14 protein-coding genes are annotated in these 18,131 nt (G+C 68.6%); 1 reads left to right on the top strand and 13 read right to left on the bottom strand.

The genetic code is table 11. From position 1 onward, the window contains the following. Window positions 1-86 precede the first annotated feature (86 nt). The 5 genes from gspF to DOM66_RS00975 form a co-directional block, all read right to left on the bottom strand. The gene (gspF, locus tag DOM66_RS00995) at window positions 87-1,292 is read right to left on the bottom strand and encodes a type II secretion system inner membrane protein GspF (RefSeq protein WP_110688997.1); all 1,206 of its coding nucleotides are present in this window, start codon (window positions 1,290-1,292) and stop codon (window positions 87-89) included. Window positions 1,293-1,418: 126 nt separating this feature from the next. Next, window positions 1,419-2,930 carry a GspE/PulE family protein gene (locus DOM66_RS00990; protein ID WP_110688996.1) on the bottom strand — a complete coding sequence of 504 codons (1,512 nt, stop codon included), beginning with the start codon at window positions 2,928-2,930 and terminating at the stop codon, window positions 1,419-1,421. Further along, window positions 2,927-5,167 (bottom strand): type II secretion system secretin GspD, encoded by a 2,241-nt coding sequence (gene gspD, locus DOM66_RS00985; RefSeq protein ID WP_110688995.1) that lies wholly within the window; start codon window positions 5,165-5,167, stop codon window positions 2,927-2,929. Before gspD ends, DOM66_RS00990 begins: the two co-directional genes overlap by 4 nt. Then, on the bottom strand, window positions 5,164-5,676 hold the full coding sequence (locus DOM66_RS00980) for a type II secretion system protein N (RefSeq protein WP_110688994.1): 513 nt from the start codon (window positions 5,674-5,676) through the stop codon (window positions 5,164-5,166). Before DOM66_RS00980 ends, gspD begins: the two co-directional genes overlap by 4 nt. Beyond that, complete coding sequence (locus DOM66_RS00975; RefSeq protein ID WP_157958955.1) at window positions 5,673-7,379, bottom strand: metallophosphoesterase family protein; 1,707 nt, start codon at window positions 7,377-7,379, stop codon at window positions 5,673-5,675. The genes DOM66_RS00980 and DOM66_RS00975 overlap by 4 nt, the downstream gene beginning before the upstream one ends. Window positions 7,380-7,664: 285 nt before the next feature. Here DOM66_RS00975 and DOM66_RS00970 point away from each other — a divergent pair, with 285 nt between their 5' ends. Then, complete coding sequence (locus tag DOM66_RS00970; protein WP_110688992.1) at window positions 7,665-9,851, top strand: PhoX family protein; 2,187 nt, start codon at window positions 7,665-7,667, stop codon at window positions 9,849-9,851. Window positions 9,852-10,303: 452 nt separating this feature from the next. Here DOM66_RS00970 and ppk1 read toward each other — a convergent pair whose 3' ends face one another. The 8 genes from ppk1 to DOM66_RS00930 form a co-directional block, all read right to left on the bottom strand. After that, window positions 10,304-12,511, bottom strand: a complete 2,208-nt coding sequence (gene ppk1, locus DOM66_RS00965; protein ID WP_110675136.1) for a polyphosphate kinase 1 — start codon at window positions 12,509-12,511, stop codon at window positions 10,304-10,306. Between the two features lie 52 nt (window positions 12,512-12,563). Further along, window positions 12,564-13,571 (bottom strand): porphobilinogen synthase, encoded by a 1,008-nt coding sequence (hemB, locus tag DOM66_RS00960; RefSeq protein ID WP_110688991.1) that lies wholly within the window; start codon window positions 13,569-13,571, stop codon window positions 12,564-12,566. 207 nt (window positions 13,572-13,778) lie between these two features. Continuing rightward, window positions 13,779-14,558: a twin-arginine translocase subunit TatC gene (tatC, locus tag DOM66_RS00955; protein WP_110688990.1), complete on the bottom strand. Its 780-nt coding sequence runs from the start codon at window positions 14,556-14,558 to the stop codon at window positions 13,779-13,781. Then, complete coding sequence (tatB, locus tag DOM66_RS00950) at window positions 14,555-15,112, bottom strand: Sec-independent protein translocase protein TatB (RefSeq protein ID WP_110675133.1); 558 nt, start codon at window positions 15,110-15,112, stop codon at window positions 14,555-14,557. Before tatB ends, tatC begins: the two co-directional genes overlap by 4 nt. 6 nt (window positions 15,113-15,118) lie before the next feature. Further along, complete coding sequence (tatA, locus tag DOM66_RS00945) at window positions 15,119-15,388, bottom strand: Sec-independent protein translocase subunit TatA (protein WP_110675132.1); 270 nt, start codon at window positions 15,386-15,388, stop codon at window positions 15,119-15,121. 68 nt (window positions 15,389-15,456) lie between these two features. After that, on the bottom strand, window positions 15,457-15,798 hold the full coding sequence (locus DOM66_RS00940) for a phosphoribosyl-ATP diphosphatase (protein WP_110675131.1): 342 nt from the start codon (window positions 15,796-15,798) through the stop codon (window positions 15,457-15,459). A gap of 63 nt (window positions 15,799-15,861) precedes the next feature. Beyond that, a complete protein-coding gene (gene ubiB, locus DOM66_RS00935; RefSeq protein WP_110675130.1) occupies window positions 15,862-17,484 on the bottom strand; it encodes a ubiquinone biosynthesis regulatory protein kinase UbiB in 1,623 nt (540 codons plus the stop codon). Continuing rightward, window positions 17,481-18,131: a ubiquinone biosynthesis accessory factor UbiJ gene (locus DOM66_RS00930; RefSeq protein WP_110688989.1), complete on the bottom strand. Its 651-nt coding sequence runs from the start codon at window positions 18,129-18,131 to the stop codon at window positions 17,481-17,483. Before DOM66_RS00930 ends, ubiB begins: the two co-directional genes overlap by 4 nt.

Genomic DNA, 18,131 nt, shown 5'->3' with positions numbered 1-18,131 from the left:
TTCCTCTCTTATGGCATGCGGGCTAATGATTGCCGATGGACTAATGGCGGATGGGCGCTGATGGCGTCGGCGCGGCGCGCTGGGCGTCACAGCGCCACGCTGCTGTTGAGCTGCATGATCGGCAGCAGGATGGCGAGCACCACGGTCAGCACCACCGCGCCCATGACCAGGATCATCAGCGGCTCGAACAGCGCCAGGGCCATGTCGACACGGCGGTTGAAGGTGCTCTCCTGGGCATCGGCGATGCGCTCGAGCATGCTGTCCAGGGTGCCGCTGGCCTCGCCACTGGCGACCATGTGCAGAAGCGAGGGCGAGAAGCGTCCCGACTCCTGCATCGCCCGGTGCAGGCTGACCCCGCTCTCGACCCGCTGTTCGATCAGCGCCACCGCCTCGCGCATGCCATGGTTGCCCAGGGTGTCGCGGCTCACCCGCAGCGCCTCCAGCAGGGCGATGCCGCTGCGGGTGAGGATCGCCAGGGTGCGGGTCAGGCGCCCGGTGTCGAGCAGCCGGATCAGTTCGCCCAGGCGTGGCAGGCGCAGCAGCAGGGCATCGAGCCGTGCCCGCGGCGCCGGACGGCGCAGCACGCGTAGCGCCAGCGGCAGGCCCAGCAGCAGGAGGGCGAACAGCCACGGCCCCAGACTCAGCGTCAGTTGGGAGAGACCGATCATCAGCCGGGTCAGCCACGGCAGCGCCATGTCGGAGCGCTCGAACTGCTGCGCCAGGCGTGGCACCACCCAGGTCATCAGCCCGCTCACCACCGCCAGCGACACCCCCGCCAGCACCAGCGGATAGACCAGCGCGGTGCGCGCCTTCTGACGCTGCGCCTGGACCCGTTCCAGATGGTCGGCCAGGCGTTCGAGCACCAGCGCCAGGCGCCCGGCACGCTCGCCGGCGGCGACCAGCGAGCGGTAGAGCAGGTCGAAGCTCGAGTGGGGGCGCAGGCTGTCGGCCAGCGAGTGGCCCTCGCGCACCCGGTTGCCCACCGCCAGCAGCAGCGCGCGTTCGCGCTGGCGCTCGGCCTGGCGGGTGAGGGCGTCGAGGGCGTCGCTGAGCGGAATGCCCGCCTCCACCAGGGTCGCCAACTGGCGCGTGAGCAGCGCCAGGCTGGTGGGATCGAGGCGCCCGCGACCCGGTCGCCCCGGGGCGCCGGCATCGCGCACCAGCGCCAGCCGGCGCGGGAACAGGCCACGCTCGTGCAGCAGTTGGCGCGCCTGGCGCTCGCTCTCGGCCTGCAGCACGTCGCGCTGGCGGCGGCCGTCGGGGCTCAGGGCCAGATAGCGATAGGTGGGCATCGACTCTCCCCAGTAGCGATGTCGATATGGCACCCGTCACGCATCGCGACGGTCATGACGGGCGTAGATGGCGACGTAGTCTGACCCACGGACAATGGCAGTTTGAGGTCAGCGCTAGGGGCAAGCTCAGCGGTGGATCGCACGCAGCACCTCGTCGAGGGCGGTCTCGCCCGCCGCCAGCCGCGCCAGCGCCGCCTGCGCCAGACTCTGGGCGCAGGCCTGGCCGAAGGCGTACTCGGCCAGCGCCGCCTCGGGGGCGCGCTCATGGATCAGGCCGGCCAGTCGGGCGTCGATGGGGATGAACTCGTAAAGCCCCAGACGGCCGCGGTAGCCGCTGTGGTCGCAGTGGTCGCAGCCCTGGGGTTCGGCCAGCCGCGACAGCGTCTCGATGCCGGGCAGCCACTGGGCGTCATCGGCCCGGCGCGGGCGCCACTCGCAGCACGCCGGGCACAGCCGACGCACCAGGCGCTGCGCCATCACTCCCTTGAGGCTGGTCGCCAGCAGAAACGGCTCGATGCCCATGTCGCGCAGGCGCGCGATCGCTCCCAGCGCACTGTTGGTGTGCAGGGTCGAGAGCACCAGGTGGCCGGTGAGACTCGACTGCACCGCGGTGGCGGCGGTCTCCAGATCGCGGATCTCGCCGATCATGATCACATCCGGGTCCTGGCGCAGGATGGCGCGCAGACCGCGGGCGAAGGTCAGCCCGGCATGGGGGTTGACCGGGGTCTGGCCGATACCCGGAATGGCGTACTCCACCGGGTCCTCGACGGTGAGAATGTTGCGGCTGCGGTCGTTGAGCGCATTGAGGCTGGCGTAGAGGGTGGTGGTCTTGCCCGAGCCGGTGGGCCCGGTGTTGAGCAGGATGCCGTTGGGCTGCTCGAGTACCCGGCGGTAGCGCTCGAGCACGGCCGGCGGCATGCCCAGGCGGTCGAGGTCGAGCAGCGCGGCGTGCTTGTCGAGCAGACGCATCACCACCCGCTCGCCGTGGATGCCGGGCAGGGTAGAGACGCGGATATCGACGTCGCGGCCGGCGGCGCGTACGGTGATGCGGCCATCCTGGGGCTGGCGCTTCTCGGCGATGTCGAGCCGCGCCATCACCTTGATCCGCGAAATCAGCACCGGTGCCAGCACCCGTGGCGGACGCAGCGCCTCGCGCATGGTGCCATCCACCCGCAGCCGGATCACCAGCTCGCGCTCGAACGGCTCGACGTGGATGTCCGAGGCGGCCAGGCGCAGGGCTTCGGAGAAGACGCCGTTGATCAGCCGGATCACCGGCGCCTCGTTCTCGCTCTCGAGTAGATCCTCGGCGCGTGGCAGCTCCTGCATCAGGCTGTCGAGGTCGACGTGCTCGGCCAGGCCCTCCAGCAGCGCTGCGTTGTCGGCGCGCTCACCATCGTGTAGCGCGGCCAGACGCGCCTCGAAGGTGTCGCCGTCGAGCCACTCGCAGCCCTCGGCGCGGCCCAGGCGGCGCTGAATATCCTGCAGCACCTCGAGCTGCAGCGGCGAGGTGGTGTCGCGGCACAGCAGGCGGTAGCCGTGGGCGCCCGGGGCCAGCGCCACCCCGGCACGCTTGGCCAGCCGATAGGGCAGCGGTGCGACGCTATCGTCGTTGGCGGAGAGGCTCGGTGTCGCGGTCATGGCGCCAGGCTCCCCAGGCGGCTGCGCTGATCGGGGAACAGCGCGCTCCAGCGCGGCTGCCCCGGCGCGCTCGGCGCCGCGCCATCCCTTCTCGCACCCTCCATTCCCGCGGCAGCCGAAGACATGCCGCCGACGGCCGTGTTCGCCGCCGTCCAGGGCGCCAGCGCCTGGTCGTCGTCGAATCCGGCGAGCAGCTGCTGGGCGCGCATGTAGCGGTACTTTTCAGCCGTGGCACTGTCCATCTGGGCGGCATCACGCAGCACCCGGGCGCGGATGAACACCATCAGGTTGCGCTTTTCGCGATCGTCGCGGTTGTACTGGAACAGCTTGCCGAGCAGCGGGATATCGCCCAGCAGCGGTACCCGCGCCGAGCTCGAGTTGCCGGCGTTGCTGATCAGCCCGCCGAGCACCACGATGCCGCCGTCGCGGGTGATCACCGAGGTCTCGATCTCGCGCTTGTTGGTGACCACGTCGGAGGCCTGGACGTTGGGGTCGATCGACGACACCTCCTGGACGATGTCCATGCGGATGGTGTTGTCGGAGCTGATCGAGGGGCGGATGCGCAGGCTGACCCCGATATCCTCGCGCTGGATGATCTGGTAGGGGTTCTCGTTGAAGGTGGTGGAGCCGGTGACGAAAGGGACCTCCTGGCCCACCAGGATATAGGCCTGGGCGTTGTCGAGGGTGGTCAGCGAGGGGGTCGACAGCAGGTTGGTCTCGCTGTCGCTCTGCAGCGCACCGAGCAGGGCGGCGAAGCTCACCCCGCTGTCGCTGATTCGGCCGACCCCGGCGCTGGCCCCGGTGATGCTGCCGAGCAGCCGCGCCAGCTGACTGGTGTCGTTGCGTGCGGCGGCACCGGCGATGGCATTGATCCCCGGCTGGCCGTTGGCGGCGTAGTTGAAACCGCCCACCGGCACGGTGCCGCTGCCGGAGAGATCGCCGAACAGCCACTGCACGCCGAGGCGCTTGGCGCGGGACTCGGTGATCTCGGCGATGATCGCTTCCACCGCCACCTGGGCGCGGCGGATGTCGAGCTGCTTGATGATGCTGGCGTAGGCGTCGAGCCGCGCCGGCGGACCGATCAGCACCAGGGCGTTGGTCGAAGGGTGGACGGCGAAGCCGACCGCTTCGTCGCCGGCGCCGAGGGTACCGGCGACGGCGGCGTTGCGGCTGGTGGCATCCGGCAGCGCGGGCAGACCGCTGCCGCCGGTGTCACCCATGGCGCCGAGGCGGCCGCCCTGCAGCGCGCTATCGCCGCCGCTGGCGCGCTGGAGCAGCTGCTGCACCTGGTTTCTGGAGTCGGTGCCCCCCGCGCTCTGGGAGCGCTCGCCGGTCAGCCCGCCGAGCACCGCGACCACCGATTCGGCGCTGACGTTGTTGAGATAGATCACCCGGGTGTTGCGCTGCTGGGCCTGGGCCTGGGGCGCATCCAGAGAGGCGACGAGCTGGCGCACCCGGGCCAGCCCGGCGGGGTCGCCGTAGGCCACCAGGGCGTTGGCACGCGGGTTGGCCACCACCTTCACCTGACCGCCGCCCTCGCGTTGCATCAGCGTGTCCAGAGTGTCGGCGAGCTCGTCGGCAGAGGCGTGCGCCAGCGGCAGCACCGCGGCCTGGAGATCGCGCTGGCGGTCGAGGCGTTGGGCCAGTTGAGTCAGTCGCTGGAGGTTGTCACGCCAGTCGGTGACCACCACCAGATGGCTCTCCGGCCATGGCGTGACCGTGCCCACCTGGCTGTCGACCAGCGGCTGCAGCACGTTGGCCAGGGTGGCGGCGTCCAGGTTGCGTGTCTCGATCACGCCGGTGGCGACGCTGGCACCCTTGGCGGCGTCACCCAGCGGCAGCGGTTGAGTGCGCGAGGCCTGGGCCGGCACGATACGCACCTGTCCGCCGCCGAGCGGGACCGTGGCGTAGCCGTTGATCTGCAGCTCGCTCTGGAACAGGCGGTAGAGCTCGTCGGCGCTCAACTGCCGCTGGCTGGTCAATGAGATGGTGCCCTGGACCCGCGGGTCGACGAGGAACTCATGGCCGGTGATCCGCCCCACGCTGTCGATGAATTCGCGCAGGCTGGTCTCCTGGAAGTCGACGTCATAGCGCGGGGTGGCATCCGTGGCGGCACCGGCCGTTTTGCCCGTGGGCGTCTGGGGCTGTGACTGGGCCAGGGCCGGGGTCGCCAGCAGCAGCGCTGGTAGCAGGGCCAGCAGCAGCGTGAGCGCCGATCGAGATGGCAGGGAGCTCATGGGGATGACTCCGAAAGCGTGGATGAAGAAGCGGTAGCGGCGGTGGTCGAAGCGGCGGGCGAGATGCCCCCGCTCGGCGCGGCGGTCGGTTCGGGCCAGGGCAGCCGCTCCAGCCGCCCGGCGCGGGACAGCACCACACCCTCGTCGTCGATGCGTGCCAGGGTGATGTTGGCGGCGATGCGGTCGCCCGGCATCAGCGCGCGCTGGCCGTCGGGCGTCGCCAGCACCACCAGCGAGTTCGCGTCACTTTCGCTCAGTGCCCGGCCGACCACGCGGTAGGGCAGGTCGGTGAGCGGAATGCGTGTGTCTGCCTCGGCGGCCTGCTGCTGCCAGGCTGTGGGTACCGGCGGCAGCGCGGCGGGGTCGAGGGTGACCGTCGTCGGCGCCAAGACGGGGGCGGCCGGCGCCAGCAGCCGCGCCGTGCCGGTCAGCGCCTGGGCCGCCAGCCACGCCAGTAGACACAGCGCCAGCCACTGTGCCGGGGCGCTCAGCCAGGCCGGGAGGGTCATGTGCTCAGACGCGCCTGCGGATGCCAACCGGGATGCCCGTCGACGTAGCGCGCCTCGAGGCTCGGCGGGGTGGGGGCCGGCGGCGTGCCGCCGTGGTCGCCGAGATAGCGCTCCAGGCGCTGCCACAGCGGTTCGCCGCCGGCCTGGGGGCGGGCGCTGAAGCTGCGCCAGGTGAGCCCTTCGGGCAGCGTGTCGAGATGGGCGCGCGCGCCGGTGGCAGCACCGTAGTCGAGCGTCCAGTGGGTCGCCGAGAGACGCGGCAGGTCGCGGCTGTCATTGAGGATCAGCGGCGTACCCAGGCTGTTGTCCAGCGCCCGTTCGAGCAGGCGCGCCAGCGCTTCGGCGTGCGGTGCTAGCTCGACGACCCGGGCCGGATGGCCGCCGCTCAGGCGCCACAGGTGGTCGCGGGTGATCGTCTCGCCAGGGGCCAGCAGGGTGTCATGGCGCAGCCCCGGCAGCAGCGCGCGGGTGGTGTCGCTATCCCCGGTGAGGGCGGCGGCGATCAGGCCGTCCCAGGTGCCACCGACGCTGTCGCGGCGCCACAGCCAATCGGGGGCGCTGCCCAGCGGGCGGTCGAGCCAGCCGGCGTAGGGTGCGCGCAGGGCGTCGAAGCGCGTCTGGTGATCGGCGGCCGCGGCGTCCGCGGCGATGTCGTTGCGCTGGAAATCGGCGTGGATCTGCCAGCCGTCGCGGGTGCTGCGGCAGCTGAGATGAAAGAAGCCGCTGGCGTGGCTGCCGGGGAGACACAGCGGTACCGGGGCGCCGTGGGCATTGTCGACTGCGATCAGACGGGGCCAGAAATCCTGACCACGGGCGGCCAGCACCAGATCGACCTGTGGCAGCCGCGCGGCCAGCCAGCGCGCGGTGGCGCTGCCGGTATCGGCCAGCAGGACCACCAGCTCGGCCGCTGCGGCAGCCTTTGCCACGCTCTCGGCCAGGGCCTGGTACCACTGATCGAGGGAGCGGGTCTCGTCCAGGGCGTTGGGATCGCTGGCGCCGACCACCGCCACCTGGACGCCATCGCGTTCGAAGCGGGTCGCCGCGCTGACGCCGGCGGGCGGCGCGGCCAGATTGCCCAGCACCGGGCGTGCGTAGTCGCGGTAGAGCGCTGCGGCACGCTGTGGCCACAGCGTGCGCTCGTCGCTGCTGACCCGGGCGTCGCTGGCCAGCAGGCGGCTGGCGGCGACGCCGGCACTACCGTTGGCGAGATGGCCCAGGCCGCTGCCACTCCAGCACTGGCCGTTCTCCAGTGTCAGGGTGCGTTCGGCACCGAGTTCCCGGCGCAGCCGATCGAGCTGCGCGGCCAGACCGCCATAGCCTGCGGTGTGGCGCCGGGCGGCGCTGCGCGGCGTATAGAGTGCGGCCCACTCGGCGGCAGCGCTGCCCGCCAGCGTGGTCACGCCGGCCGCCGTGGCCCAGGGGGCGGCGCCGAGCATCTCGGCCGGGCCGAGATAGGTGGCGGGCGCGACGATCCGTGTGGGGCCGAGGCACTCCAGGGTATCGGCCAGATAGAAGATCTCGACCTGGCGCCCTGGGGTCGGTGCGCGCGCGCTGGCTGTCAGCGGCGCGGCGCAGCCGCTCATTCCGGCACTCAGGCCAGCGCCTAGTCCGGCGCCCAGCAGGGTGCCGACCAGACGCCGACGGGTCGAGTCGCAGCCCCGGCCGGTGGCGGCCTGGACGGCGGTGGAAAGGGGGTCAGTCATGAGGCTCCCGCGAATGATCCAACGCGGCGTACGGTCTTCGCCGCCGCCGGACTCGGCATCCTAATGACTGGGGGATGACGGTTTTATGACGGCGCGACCGCTGTGGTGTTGCCGTCAAGTCGTCATGGTGTTGTCACTTTGCTGCTCTAAGTTGCCTCCGGGTAACGCATTCCGGTGGCCGCACGCACTGGATCGCCAAGTGGCCGGCGGCGCGTATCGCCGGTCCGGGCGCCGTGGATCAGAAGACCGTCATTAGTGAATGACTCCAAAGAGAGGGGACACCCCATGAGCAAGGAAATCGAGGATCATCGCGTTCTCAACCAGAGCGGCAACGAGCCGTTCTCGTCAGTGCTGTCGCGTCGCATCTCGCGTCGCGGCATCATGCAGGGTGGCGCTGGCCTGGCCGCGATGGGCCTGCTCGGCGGCTTCGGTCTGGCCGGTTGCAGCAGCGACGACAGTAACGACAACGGCAGCTCCGGTGGCGGCTCGTCGGAAGCCACGCCGCTGGCGCTGGCATTCGCTTCGATTCGCGGTTCGCGCACCGATGCGGTTGTGGTGCCGGAAGGCTATGTCGCCCAGGTGCTGATCCCCTGGGGCACCCCGCTCGACAACAGTGTCGGCGCCTGGTCCGCGGACCGCCGCGTCACCCCCGAATATCAGGCGGCCAGCGTGGGCATGAACCACGACGGCATGCACAACTTCGCGCTGAGCGAAGAGAGCGCTTCGCGCGAGTTCATCATGGCGCTCAACAACGAGTACATCGACCAGAGCGCGCTGTGGGCACCGCAGGGCGGCCCGACCAACGCCAAAGAGGGCGCGCGTCCGGCCGACGAGGCGCGCACCGAGATCAACGCCCACGGCGTGACCCTGGTCAAGCTGAAGCTCGGCAGCGATGGCCAGTGGAACGACGAGCGCGGCTCGCGCTACAACCGCCGCCTCACCTCGGCTACGCCGATCGAACTCGCCGGCCCGGTGCGCGGTAGCGACTACGTGGTGACCGCCTACTCCACCAACGGGACGCGCACCCGCGGCACCAACAACAACTGCGCCAACGGCTTCACCCCCTGGGGCACCTACCTCACCTGTGAGGAGAACTGGCCCAATGTCTTCACCAAGGCCAGCGATCGTTACCCCGATGACGATCGCCTGGGGGTGCCCACGGGCCGCAGCCGCTACGGTTGGGAGACCGCCCAGGGGGGCACCAACGGCGAGTTCGCGCGCTTCGACGCCACGCCGAGCGCGGCTTCTGCGTCCGGCGACTACCGCAACGAACCGCGTACCTTCGGCTATGTGGTGGAGATCGACCCCTACGGCAACACCGCCAGCGTGAGCACCGAGACCGCGGCGCTCAAGCGCACCCATATCGGCCGTTTCCGCCACGAAGGGTGCTGGCCGGGCAAGGTGATCGAAGGTGAGCCGGTGGTGTTCTACACCGGTCACGACTCGCGCAACGAGTACATCTACAAGTTCGTCTCCAAGGCCAAGTGGGACCCCCAGGACGCCAACCGCCCCGGTCAGGACTACGACCGTCTGGCGATAGGTGCCAAGTATCTCGACGAGGGCACCCTCTATGTGGCGCGTTTCAACGATGATGGCAGCGGTGATTGGCTGCCGCTGACGCCGGATGCCACCACCCGTGACGGCCGCCCGCTGTGGCAGGCGCTCAAGCTGGCCAACGAGCGTGACCTCGCCGGGGTGATCATCAACACCTGCGACGCCGCCGACTTCATGGGTGCGACACCGATGGACCGCCCCGAGTGGGGCACCGTCGATCCCTCGTCGGGTGAGGTCTACATGACCTTGACCAACAACTCCAAGCGTACCGCCGAAGGCACCGCCGCCACCTACACCAATGGCGGCAGCGACGTCGAAGAGCTGGGCGTGGGCTATGCCACTGCCCCGGTCAACGGCCCCAACCCGCGCCCGGATAACGAGGGTGGTCAGGTCATCCGCTGGCACGAGCCGTCCCCGGCGGGCACCAGCTTCGAGTGGGAGATCTTCGTGTTCGGCGCCGCCGAGAGCGATGCCGACAACTACTCGGGGCTCACCGAGCTCAACCAGTTCGCCAGCCCCGACGGCCTGTGGTACGACGACCGCGGCGACGGTAAGGGTATCCTGTGGATCGAGACCGACAACGGCTACGACAAGGTTACCGACTACACCAACGACCAGGTGCTGGCGGTGGTGCCGGGCAGTGTCAGCCGCGGTCCGGGCGACAAGGCGGTGATCGATGCTGCCGACCAGGCCCAGCTCAAGCGCTTCGCCGTCGGCCCCAACGGCTGTGAGGTGACCGGTATCTTCGCTACGCCGGACAAGACCTCGCTGTTCATCAACATCCAGCACCCGGGCAACTGGCCGGCCAATCCTGATGCCAGCGTGCAGGATGCGACGGTCGCCACCTCGGGCGAGATCCGTCCGCGGGCCTCCACCGTGGTGATCCGCAAGCGTGATGGCGGTGAGATCGCGGTCTGACCCACGGCTATCTCGTCACGCCAAGCAAGTCGTCACACAAGCTCTGGGCCGCGCACTGCGCGGCCCTTTTGCATCTGGGGCCTGCACCGGGAGCGCATGCGGGGCGTACGTCAGCGGCAGGGGCCGAGGGAAGGGCGCTTAGGCGTGTGATCCCGGGGGCGCGAGGGATCCGCAGCCGCTGTCAGCGTGAGCCCTGTACCGGTGAGGTGAGCATCCAGGGCGTGAGTCCACGGGTTCGGAGAACCCAGGAGGTGAGGACAGTGGCGTGCGGGTCGGGAGGGCGGTGATAGACGGCGATATTGATCGTGTCAGGGATAAGGACAAGCGATAGGGCTGGCGTCGGAAATCGCTGTTCAGGCGTAGGGAGTGCCGCTTCAACGGGCGAGGGGAGTCGCTGAGAGGCGCGGGAAAGGGAAGGCGCCGCGCCCTGGCCGGGCGCGGCGACTGCTCTCTCAGGCCTGGCTGGCGTAGGCGTAGAGCAGGGTCTCCTGAGCGCTGATCGGTTCGGCGTCACCGCTCTCCTGCAGGTGGTACTGGCCTTCGCTGTCGAGCACCCAGCTCTGGCAGTTGTCGAGCAGGTAGGTGTCGAGGTCCTTGCGCACCTGCTGGGCGACCTTCTTGTCGAGCAGCGGGAAGCAGGTCTCGACGCGGTGGAACATGTTGCGCTCCATGGCGTCGGCACTGGAGCACCACACTTCATGGGCACCGTCGTTGCTGAAGTAGTAGACCCGGGTGTGCTCGAGGAAGCGGCCGATGATCGAGCGCACGTTGATGTTCTCGGAGATACCCGGCACGCCGGGGCGCAGGCAGCACATGCCGCGGATGATCAGATCGCAGCGCACGCCGGCCCGAGAAGCGCGATAGAGCGCGCGGATCAGCTTGGGTTCGGTGATCGCGTTGCACTTGATCACCAGGCGCGCCTTCTTGCCGCTCTCGGCCAGCTTGGCCTCGCGCTCGATCATCGCCACTAGGGTGTCGTGGAGGGTGAAGGGCGCATGCAGCAGGGTGTTGATCTTGCGCGGCTTGCCCATGCCGGAGAGCTGCTGGAAGACCCGGTGGACATCCTCGCAGATCGCCTCGTTGGCGGTCATCAGGCTGTAGTCGGTATAGAGCTTGGCGGTCTTGGCGTGGTAGTTGCCGGTGCCCAGATGGGCATAGTGGCGCAGTTCGCCCTTCTCGCGGCGCACGATGTGCATCATCTTGGCGTGGGTCTTGTAGGCCATCACCCCGTAGATGACGATGGCCCCGGCTTCCTGCAGGCGCGAGGCCAGCGCCAGGTTGTCGGCCTCGTCGAAGCGTGCCCGCAGCTCGATCACCACGGTCACCTCCTTGCCGCCGCGCGCTGCCTCGACCAGCGCGCTGACGATCGAGGAGTCAGCGCCGGTACGGTAGAGGGTCTGCTTGATCGCCATCACGTCGCTGTCGCGGGCGGCCTGGCGCAGTAGCTCCTCGACCGGGGTGAACGACTGGAACGGGTGGTGCAGCAGGATATCGCCCTGGCTGATCATCGAGAACAGGTTGACGTCGCCGCGGACCTGCTTGGGCAGCCCCGGGGTGAAGGAGCGGTAGCGCAGGTCGGGGCGCTGGACGTCGTCGAGTACCGACATCAACCGGGTCAGGTTGACCGGGCCGTTGACCCGATAGAGGTCCGCCTCGCCGAGCTCGAACTGGTGGAGCAGGAAGTCGATCAGGTTGTCGGGGCAGTTGTCGGCCACCTCCAGGCGCACGCCGCTGCCGTAGCGCCGTGCCAGCAGCTCGCCACGCAGCGCCGAGGCCAGATCCGAGACCTCCTCCGGGTCGACCGAGAGATCGGCGTTACGGGTCAGGCGAAACTGGTAGCAGCCCTCGACCTCCATGCCGGGGAACACCTCGTGGGCGTGGGCGTGGATCATCGACGACAGGAACACATAGTCGGTGAAGCCCGCCTCGCACAGCGCTTCTGGCAGGCGGATCAAGCGTGGCAGCGAGCGCGGCGCGGGCAGGATCGCCAGGCCTCCCTCGCGGCCGAAGGCATCGGTGCCGTCGAGCTCGACGATGAAGTTGAGGCTCTTGTTGACCAGCCGTGGGAAGGGGTGCGAGGGGTCCAGCCCGATCGGACTGATCACCGGCGCGATCTCCTCCTCGAAGTAGTCGGCGACCCAGGCTGCCTGAGCCGGGGTCCACTGCGAGCGACGGCGGAAACGGATCTTCTGCTCCTCCAGTGCCGGCACCAGCGCGTCGTTGAGAATGTGGTACTGGCGGTCGACCTGCTCGTGGGCGATGCGCGAGATCTCCTCCAGCGTGCGCGCCGGGGGCAGACCGTCGGCGCCCACCTCCTCGTTGGCCAGGGCCAGCTGGTGCTTGAGTCCGGCGACTCGAATCTCGAAGAACTCGTCCAGGTTGGAGGAGAAGATCAGCAGGAACATCAGCCGGTTGAGCAGCGGATGCGAGGGATCCAGAGACTGCTCGAGCACGCGGATATTGAACTGCAGGTGTGACAACTCGCGGTTGAAGTAGAGCGTGGGGTCACTCAGGTCCGCCTGCGGCGAGGGGGTCGCCTTGGCATGGATGCCCTTGCGGGTGCGGTTGACCCGCAGGGGCGGCGAGCTGCCATCGTCGACCGGCAGGCTGCTGCTGGCGAGTTCTCGAGCGGGGCCGGGCGTGTCCTGGGTGTCTGTCATCGACTGTTCTCCACAATGATGTCCCGCACCCGGGCAGACGCGCCCGCGGTGATCAGGCGTTGAGTAGTTGTGCGGCGCGCTTGGCGAAATAGGTCAGAATGCCGTCGGCACCGGCGCGCTTGAAGCAGGTGAGTGATTCCAGAATCACGCTGTCGGCGTCGAGCCAGCCCTTCTCGAAGGCGGCCATGTGCATCGCGTACTCGCCGCTCACCTGATACACGAATGTCGGCACGCCGAAGGATTCCTTGACCCGCTGGACCACGTCCAGGTAGGGCATGCCCGGCTTGACCATCACCATGTCGGCACCCTCCTGGATGTCGAGGGCGGTCTCGTGGAGCGCCTCGTTGGTGTTGGCCGGGTCCATCTGGTAGCTGAACTTGTCAGCCTGGCCCAGATTGCCGCTGGAGCCGATGGCGTCGCGGAAGGGGCCGTAGTACTTCGAGGCGTACTTGGCCGAGTAGGCCATGATCTGGGTCTCGTGGAGCCCTTCACGCTCGAAGGTGGCGCGAATCTCACCGATGCGACCATCCATCATGTCGGACGGCGAGATCACGTCGGCGCCGGCCTCGGCATGCGACAGCGCCTGCTTGATCAGCGCCTCGATGGTGCGATCGTTCTGCAGGTAGCCGTGCTCGTCGGGAATGCCGTCCTGGCCGTGGGTGGTGTAGGGGTCGAGCGCCACGTCGGTGATGATGCCGAGTTCGGGGAAGCGTTCGCGCAGCGCGCGGATGGCGCGCTGGATCACTCCATCCGGATTCCACGCCTCGGCGCCGTCGGCACTCTTCTTCTCCGGCGGGGTGAACGGAAACAGGTCGATCGCCGGAATCCCCAGCGCTACCAGTTCCTCGGTTTCACGCAGCAGCTCGTCGATCGACAGCCGCTCGACGCCGGGCATCGACGGGACCGCCTCGCGGCGCTGTTCGCCGTCGAGCACGAATACCGGCAGGATCAGATCGTCCGTGGTCAGTGCCGACTCCCGCGCCAGGCGGCGGGAGAACTCACGCTTGCGCAGTCGACGCATCCGGGTGGCGGGGTACTGACGGGACAGGGAATGACGCATGGGAATCTCCACAGAAGCGACGAGACGGGTGTGACACCGCCCCGCGACGCCGAAGGCAACGCTATCAGCGCCGAATGACAAAACGATGACATGGGCATCAGGGTGCCTGCCCAGTATAACAACCCTGTGCCGGACAGGGCGGAGAGAGGTCAGCGGCCGCGGCGTCATCGCCGAGCCGAGGCCGGCGAGCACCGGCGGCCGCCGGGATCAGCGCGACGTATCGGTATCGGTATCGGCGTCTTCGCGTCGGCGGCGTACCAGGCGCGCGAACAGGATGCCGACCTCGAACAGCAGCCACATCGGCACCGCCAGCAGGCTCTGCGAGATGATGTCGGGTGGGGTCAGCAGCATGCCGACGACGAAGCAGATCAGGATCACATAGGGACGCTTCCTGGTCAGGCTCTTGACGTCGGTGATCCCGGTCCAGATCACCAGGAAAGTGGCGATGGGGATCTCGAACGCCACGCCGAAGGCGAAGAACATCTTCAGTACGAAATTGAGATAGGCGTTGATGTCCGTCATCACCTGCACGTCCTGCGGGCCGGTGTGGACGAAGAAGCTGAACAGCAGCGGAAACACCACGTAGTAGGCGAAGGCCGCGCCGCAGTAGAACAGCACGATGCTCGACGCCAGCAGCGGAAAGGCGATCGCCTTCTCGTGACGGTAGAGCCCCGGGGCGATGAAGGCCCAGGCCTGATACAGGATCACCGGCACGGCGGCGAAGATCGAGACCACCATGGTGAGCTTGAACGGGGCCAGGAACGGCGAGGTCACCTCGGTGGCGATCATGCGCGAGCCCGCCGGCAGCAGCGCGATCAGCGGTTCGGCGACGAAGCGGTAGATATCGTTGGAGAAGGCGTAGAGCACGGCGAAGATGGCGATCACCACGATCACCGCCTTCATCAGGCGCGAGCGCAGTTCGATGAGGTGCTCGATCAGCGGGGCCTGCGGTTGCTCTTCCTCCGGTGGGCGTGAGGCGTCACTCATCGGGTATTCGAATCCTTGTCCTCGGTACCGCTCGCCGGTGCGGGCAGATCATCCGCGGGTCGTGGCGGCGGATCGGCGGGGGGCGATACGGCGTCGAAGTGCTTCGCCGGGGCCGGGTCATCCGGTTGCGGCGAGTGTGGCACCGATGCCTGTTCGGACGAGGCGGCATCGGGCGAAACGGCGTCGGTCGGCGTCGAGTCGTCCGATGTGGCGCGTGCCGTGCCGCGGCGGGCCTCGTCGCTGCCGAGGGTCTTCTCGACCTCGTGCCGAGCCCGGCCCACGCCCTCGTCGAGCTGGCGCTGACCCTGCTCGACCTCCTGTCTGACCCGCCCGACCCCCTCGTCGAGCTTGCGCTGCTGCTCGGCGAGTTTCTGGCGCAGCTCTTCCGCCTCCAGCTGGGAGGTGATCTCGCGCTGCATGTTGGCGACGCTGCGGCGAATACGGCCGATCCAAAGCCCTGCGGTGCGGGCGGCGATAGGCAGGCGCTCCGGCCCCAGCACCAGCAGGCCGACGATGCCGATCAGCAGCAGTTCGAAAAAGCCGATATCGAACATCGCCGCTTACTTGCGCTCGGCCTTGTCGTCGGCGCTCGACTTGATGTCGTCGCTATCGAAGCGGCTGTCCTGGGACGCTTGCTGGGAGTGGTCGATGCGCTGCTGGGAGGTGCTCTCCGACTTCTCCTTGCCGTCCTCGTCGTGCATCGCCTTCTTGAACCCTTTCACCGCGCCGCCCAGATCGCTGCCGACGTTGCGCAGTTTCTTGGTGCCGAAGATCAAGATGATGATCCCGAGCACGATCAGCAACTGCCAGATACTGATACCACCCAACATAACCTTACTCCTTGAGGCATGCGCCGAGGCGCTGACACGATTGACGCTGAATTGATCCTAGGTAGCGCTTACGGGCTTGGCTGCCGCGCGGCCTTCTCGTCCAGGCCGGAGACGCCGAACCGCCGGGCCAGCTCGTCGAGCACGGCGCGATGGTCGACCTCCAGATGCGAGAGCATGACCAGACTATGGAACCACAGATCGGCGACTTCGCCGACGAGTGCCTGCCGACTCTGCTCATCATCGGCCTTGACGTCCTTGGCGGCAAGCAGCGTCTCGGTCGCTTCTTCGCCCACCTTCTCCAGAATCTTGTTGAGACCCCGGTGATGAAGCTGTGCGACGTAGGAGCTTTGCGGGTCGGCATCGCGGCGCTCGGCGAGCACGGCGGCCAATCGTTCGAGAGTATCACTCATGAGATGACAATCCTGAGTCTAAATAAGCGGTTCGCGAGCCGGGCCGCTGTGGGCGGCCCGCGCTCAGCGCCAGGCGAGCAGCGCCACCCCCAGCGCCGCCGCGGCCACCACCGGCCACGGCTGCTGCTCGGCCCAGCCGAGCATCGGCTGCCAGCCCAGCGCCAGTGCCAGCAGCAGCAGCCCCAGGCGCAGCCGTCGGGCGCGCGCACCGGCGCGTTCGAAGCGCTGCTGCAGGCCGCTCAGGGCGGCGGTCTGCTGGCGTCGCTGACGGCGCTGCTCATCGCGCTCGGAGAGCGCCTGGTGGGCCAGCACCGGGAGCTCCGGCAACTGGTGGGCCAGCTCCGGGGCGTGCTTCTTGAGCGTTTGCCAGAAGCCCTTGGGACCGGCGCGCTCGCGCATCCAGCGCTCGAGGTAGGGCCGCGCGGTGCTCCACAGATCGAGATCCGGATAGAGCTGACGTCCCAGCCCCTCGATATTGAGCAGGGTCTTCTGCAGCAGCACCAGCTGCGGCTGCACCTCCATCTGGAAGCGCCGGGCGGTCTGGAACAGGCCCAGCAGCACCTGGCCGAAGGAGATGTCCTTGAGCGGTTTCTCCAGGATCGGCTCGCACACCGCGCGGATCGCGGAGGCGAACTCGTTGGCCCGGGTGCCTTCGCCGACCCAGCCGGACTCGATGTGCAGCACCGCCACCTCGTAGTAGTCCTGACGGAAGAAGGCCAGCAGGTTGCGTGCCAGGTAGTCCTGGTCCTCCCGCGTGAGACTGCCGACGATGCCGCAGTCGATGGCGATATAGCGTGGCTCGGTGGGGTTCTCGCGGGAGACGAAGATATTGCCGGGGTGCATGTCGGCGTGGAAGAAGTTGTCGCGGAACACCTGGGTGAAGAAGATCTCCACGCCATGCTCGGCGAGCTTCTTGAGGTCGGTGCCCTGGGCCTTCAACGCCGCCACGTCGGCCACCGGAATGCCCTCGATGCGCTCCTGCACCATCACCTGACGGTGGGTCAGCGACCAGTAGATGCTGGGCACGTAGAGCAGCGGCGAGCCCTGGAAATTGCGCTTGAGCTGCGAAGTGTTGGCGGCTTCCTTGTTGAGGTCGAGCTCATCGAACAGCGTCGCCTCATAGTCCTGAACCACCTCCACCGGCCTCAGCCGGCGCGCCTCCGGCACCCGCCGCAGCAGGCGCGCGAAGGTGTAGAGCAGGCCGATGTCCTCGCGCATGGTGCGCTCGATGCCGGGTCGGATGATCTTGACCACCACCCGCTCGCCGGTATGCAGCTCGGCAGCATGCACCTGAGCGATCGAGGCCGAGGCCATGGGCTCGGTCTCGAAGTTGGCGAAGGCCTCGGCGACCGGCTGGCCCAGCTCTTTCTCGACCATGGCGCGGGCGGTCTCGCCGGGGAACGGCGGCACCTGATCCTGCAGTCGCTTGAGCTCGTCGGCGATGTCCGGCGGCAGCAGGTCACGCCGGGTCGAGAGCATCTGGCCGAACTTGACGAAGATCGGCCCCAGCGACTCTAGCGCCAGCCGCAGCCGCTCGCCGCGGGAGTGGCTGCCAGTAGGGATGAGCCGGGCCGGGGCGAAGCGCCACAGCCAGCGCAGTACTGGCGGCAGGCGCTCCTGGGGCACCAGAGTATCGAGACGGTAGCGGGAGACGGTCCAGGCGATACGCAAAAGCCGCAGACTCATGGGTGCGGCTCCTGTGCGGCGCTGGCCGTGTGTTCGCGCTGCAGCCGCGTGACCCGCGCCGAGAGTCGGTCGACGCGCATGCGCAGTGCGCTCAGGGCGTCGCGGGCGACCTCTAGCTGATCCTGCCCGGCCACCAATCGCGCCTCCTCGAACAGATACTCGCGCCAGTCGCGTTGCCACTCGCCGGCACTGGTGCGCGCCTGGCGGGTCAGATAGCCGAGCGCCTGCGCCAGGCCATGGGCCGGGGTGGCGCCGAGGGTCTGGGCCAGGGCGCCCTCCCAGTCGAGATCGAGATCGAGCAGCAGCGCCTGCAGCGGGGCCAGCATGCCGGTATCGCCGCTGACGTCGAGATCGCCATTGAACAGCAGCCGCTCCAGCGAATCGCCGGCGACCCAGCGCTCGAGTACATGACGGTCGACGCCGATCACCAGATCGTCGTGCTGCTGCCAGTCGCTGACCCGGGAAAGACGCATGCCGGCGTCAGCGAAGCTGACCCGCAGCGCCAGCGGCGGGGTGGCGCTGACCAGGCGCAGGCTGCGGCCTTCGAGGGCGCGCAGGCGGGCGGGCGTCGCCGGATCCCGTGCCAGCAGGCGTGCGAGGGCCCGCTCCGCGGCCACCAGCGTGAAGTTATCGACCACGCCAGACAT

Source organism: Salinicola endophyticus (genome assembly GCF_003206575.1).
Classification (GTDB): domain Bacteria; phylum Pseudomonadota; class Gammaproteobacteria; order Pseudomonadales; family Halomonadaceae; genus Salinicola; species Salinicola endophyticus.
Note: the sequence above shows the minus strand (reverse complement) of the source record. Positions and strands in the feature narration are given on the sequence as shown.

What these genes read in the sequence shown, in the direction of transcription:
- gspF (WP_110688997.1), bottom strand. Translation starts at nt 1,292, where the DNA reads ATGCCCACCTATCGCTATCTGGCCCTGAGCCCCGACGGCCGCCGCCAG.
- DOM66_RS00990 (WP_110688996.1), bottom strand. Translation starts at nt 2,930, where the DNA reads ATGACCGCGACACCGAGCCTCTCCGCCAACGACGATAGCGTCGCACCG.
- gspD (WP_110688995.1), bottom strand. Translation starts at nt 5,167, where the DNA reads ATGAGCTCCCTGCCATCTCGATCGGCGCTCACGCTGCTGCTGGCCCTG.
- DOM66_RS00980 (WP_110688994.1), bottom strand. Translation starts at nt 5,676, where the DNA reads ATGACCCTCCCGGCCTGGCTGAGCGCCCCGGCACAGTGGCTGGCGCTG.
- DOM66_RS00975 (WP_157958955.1), bottom strand. Translation starts at nt 7,379, where the DNA reads ATGACTGACCCCCTTTCCACCGCCGTCCAGGCCGCCACCGGCCGGGGC.
- DOM66_RS00970 (WP_110688992.1), top strand. Translation starts at nt 7,665, where the DNA reads ATGAGCAAGGAAATCGAGGATCATCGCGTTCTCAACCAGAGCGGCAAC.
- ppk1 (WP_110675136.1), bottom strand. Translation starts at nt 12,511, where the DNA reads ATGACAGACACCCAGGACACGCCCGGCCCCGCTCGAGAACTCGCCAGC.
- hemB (WP_110688991.1), bottom strand. Translation starts at nt 13,571, where the DNA reads ATGCGTCATTCCCTGTCCCGTCAGTACCCCGCCACCCGGATGCGTCGA.
- tatC (WP_110688990.1), bottom strand. Translation starts at nt 14,558, where the DNA reads ATGAGTGACGCCTCACGCCCACCGGAGGAAGAGCAACCGCAGGCCCCG.
- tatB (WP_110675133.1), bottom strand. Translation starts at nt 15,112, where the DNA reads ATGTTCGATATCGGCTTTTTCGAACTGCTGCTGATCGGCATCGTCGGC.
- tatA (WP_110675132.1), bottom strand. Translation starts at nt 15,388, where the DNA reads ATGTTGGGTGGTATCAGTATCTGGCAGTTGCTGATCGTGCTCGGGATC.
- DOM66_RS00940 (WP_110675131.1), bottom strand. Translation starts at nt 15,798, where the DNA reads ATGAGTGATACTCTCGAACGATTGGCCGCCGTGCTCGCCGAGCGCCGC.
- ubiB (WP_110675130.1), bottom strand. Translation starts at nt 17,484, where the DNA reads ATGAGTCTGCGGCTTTTGCGTATCGCCTGGACCGTCTCCCGCTACCGT.
- DOM66_RS00930 (WP_110688989.1), bottom strand. Translation starts at nt 18,131, where the DNA reads ATGTCTGGCGTGGTCGATAACTTCACGCTGGTGGCCGCGGAGCGGGCC.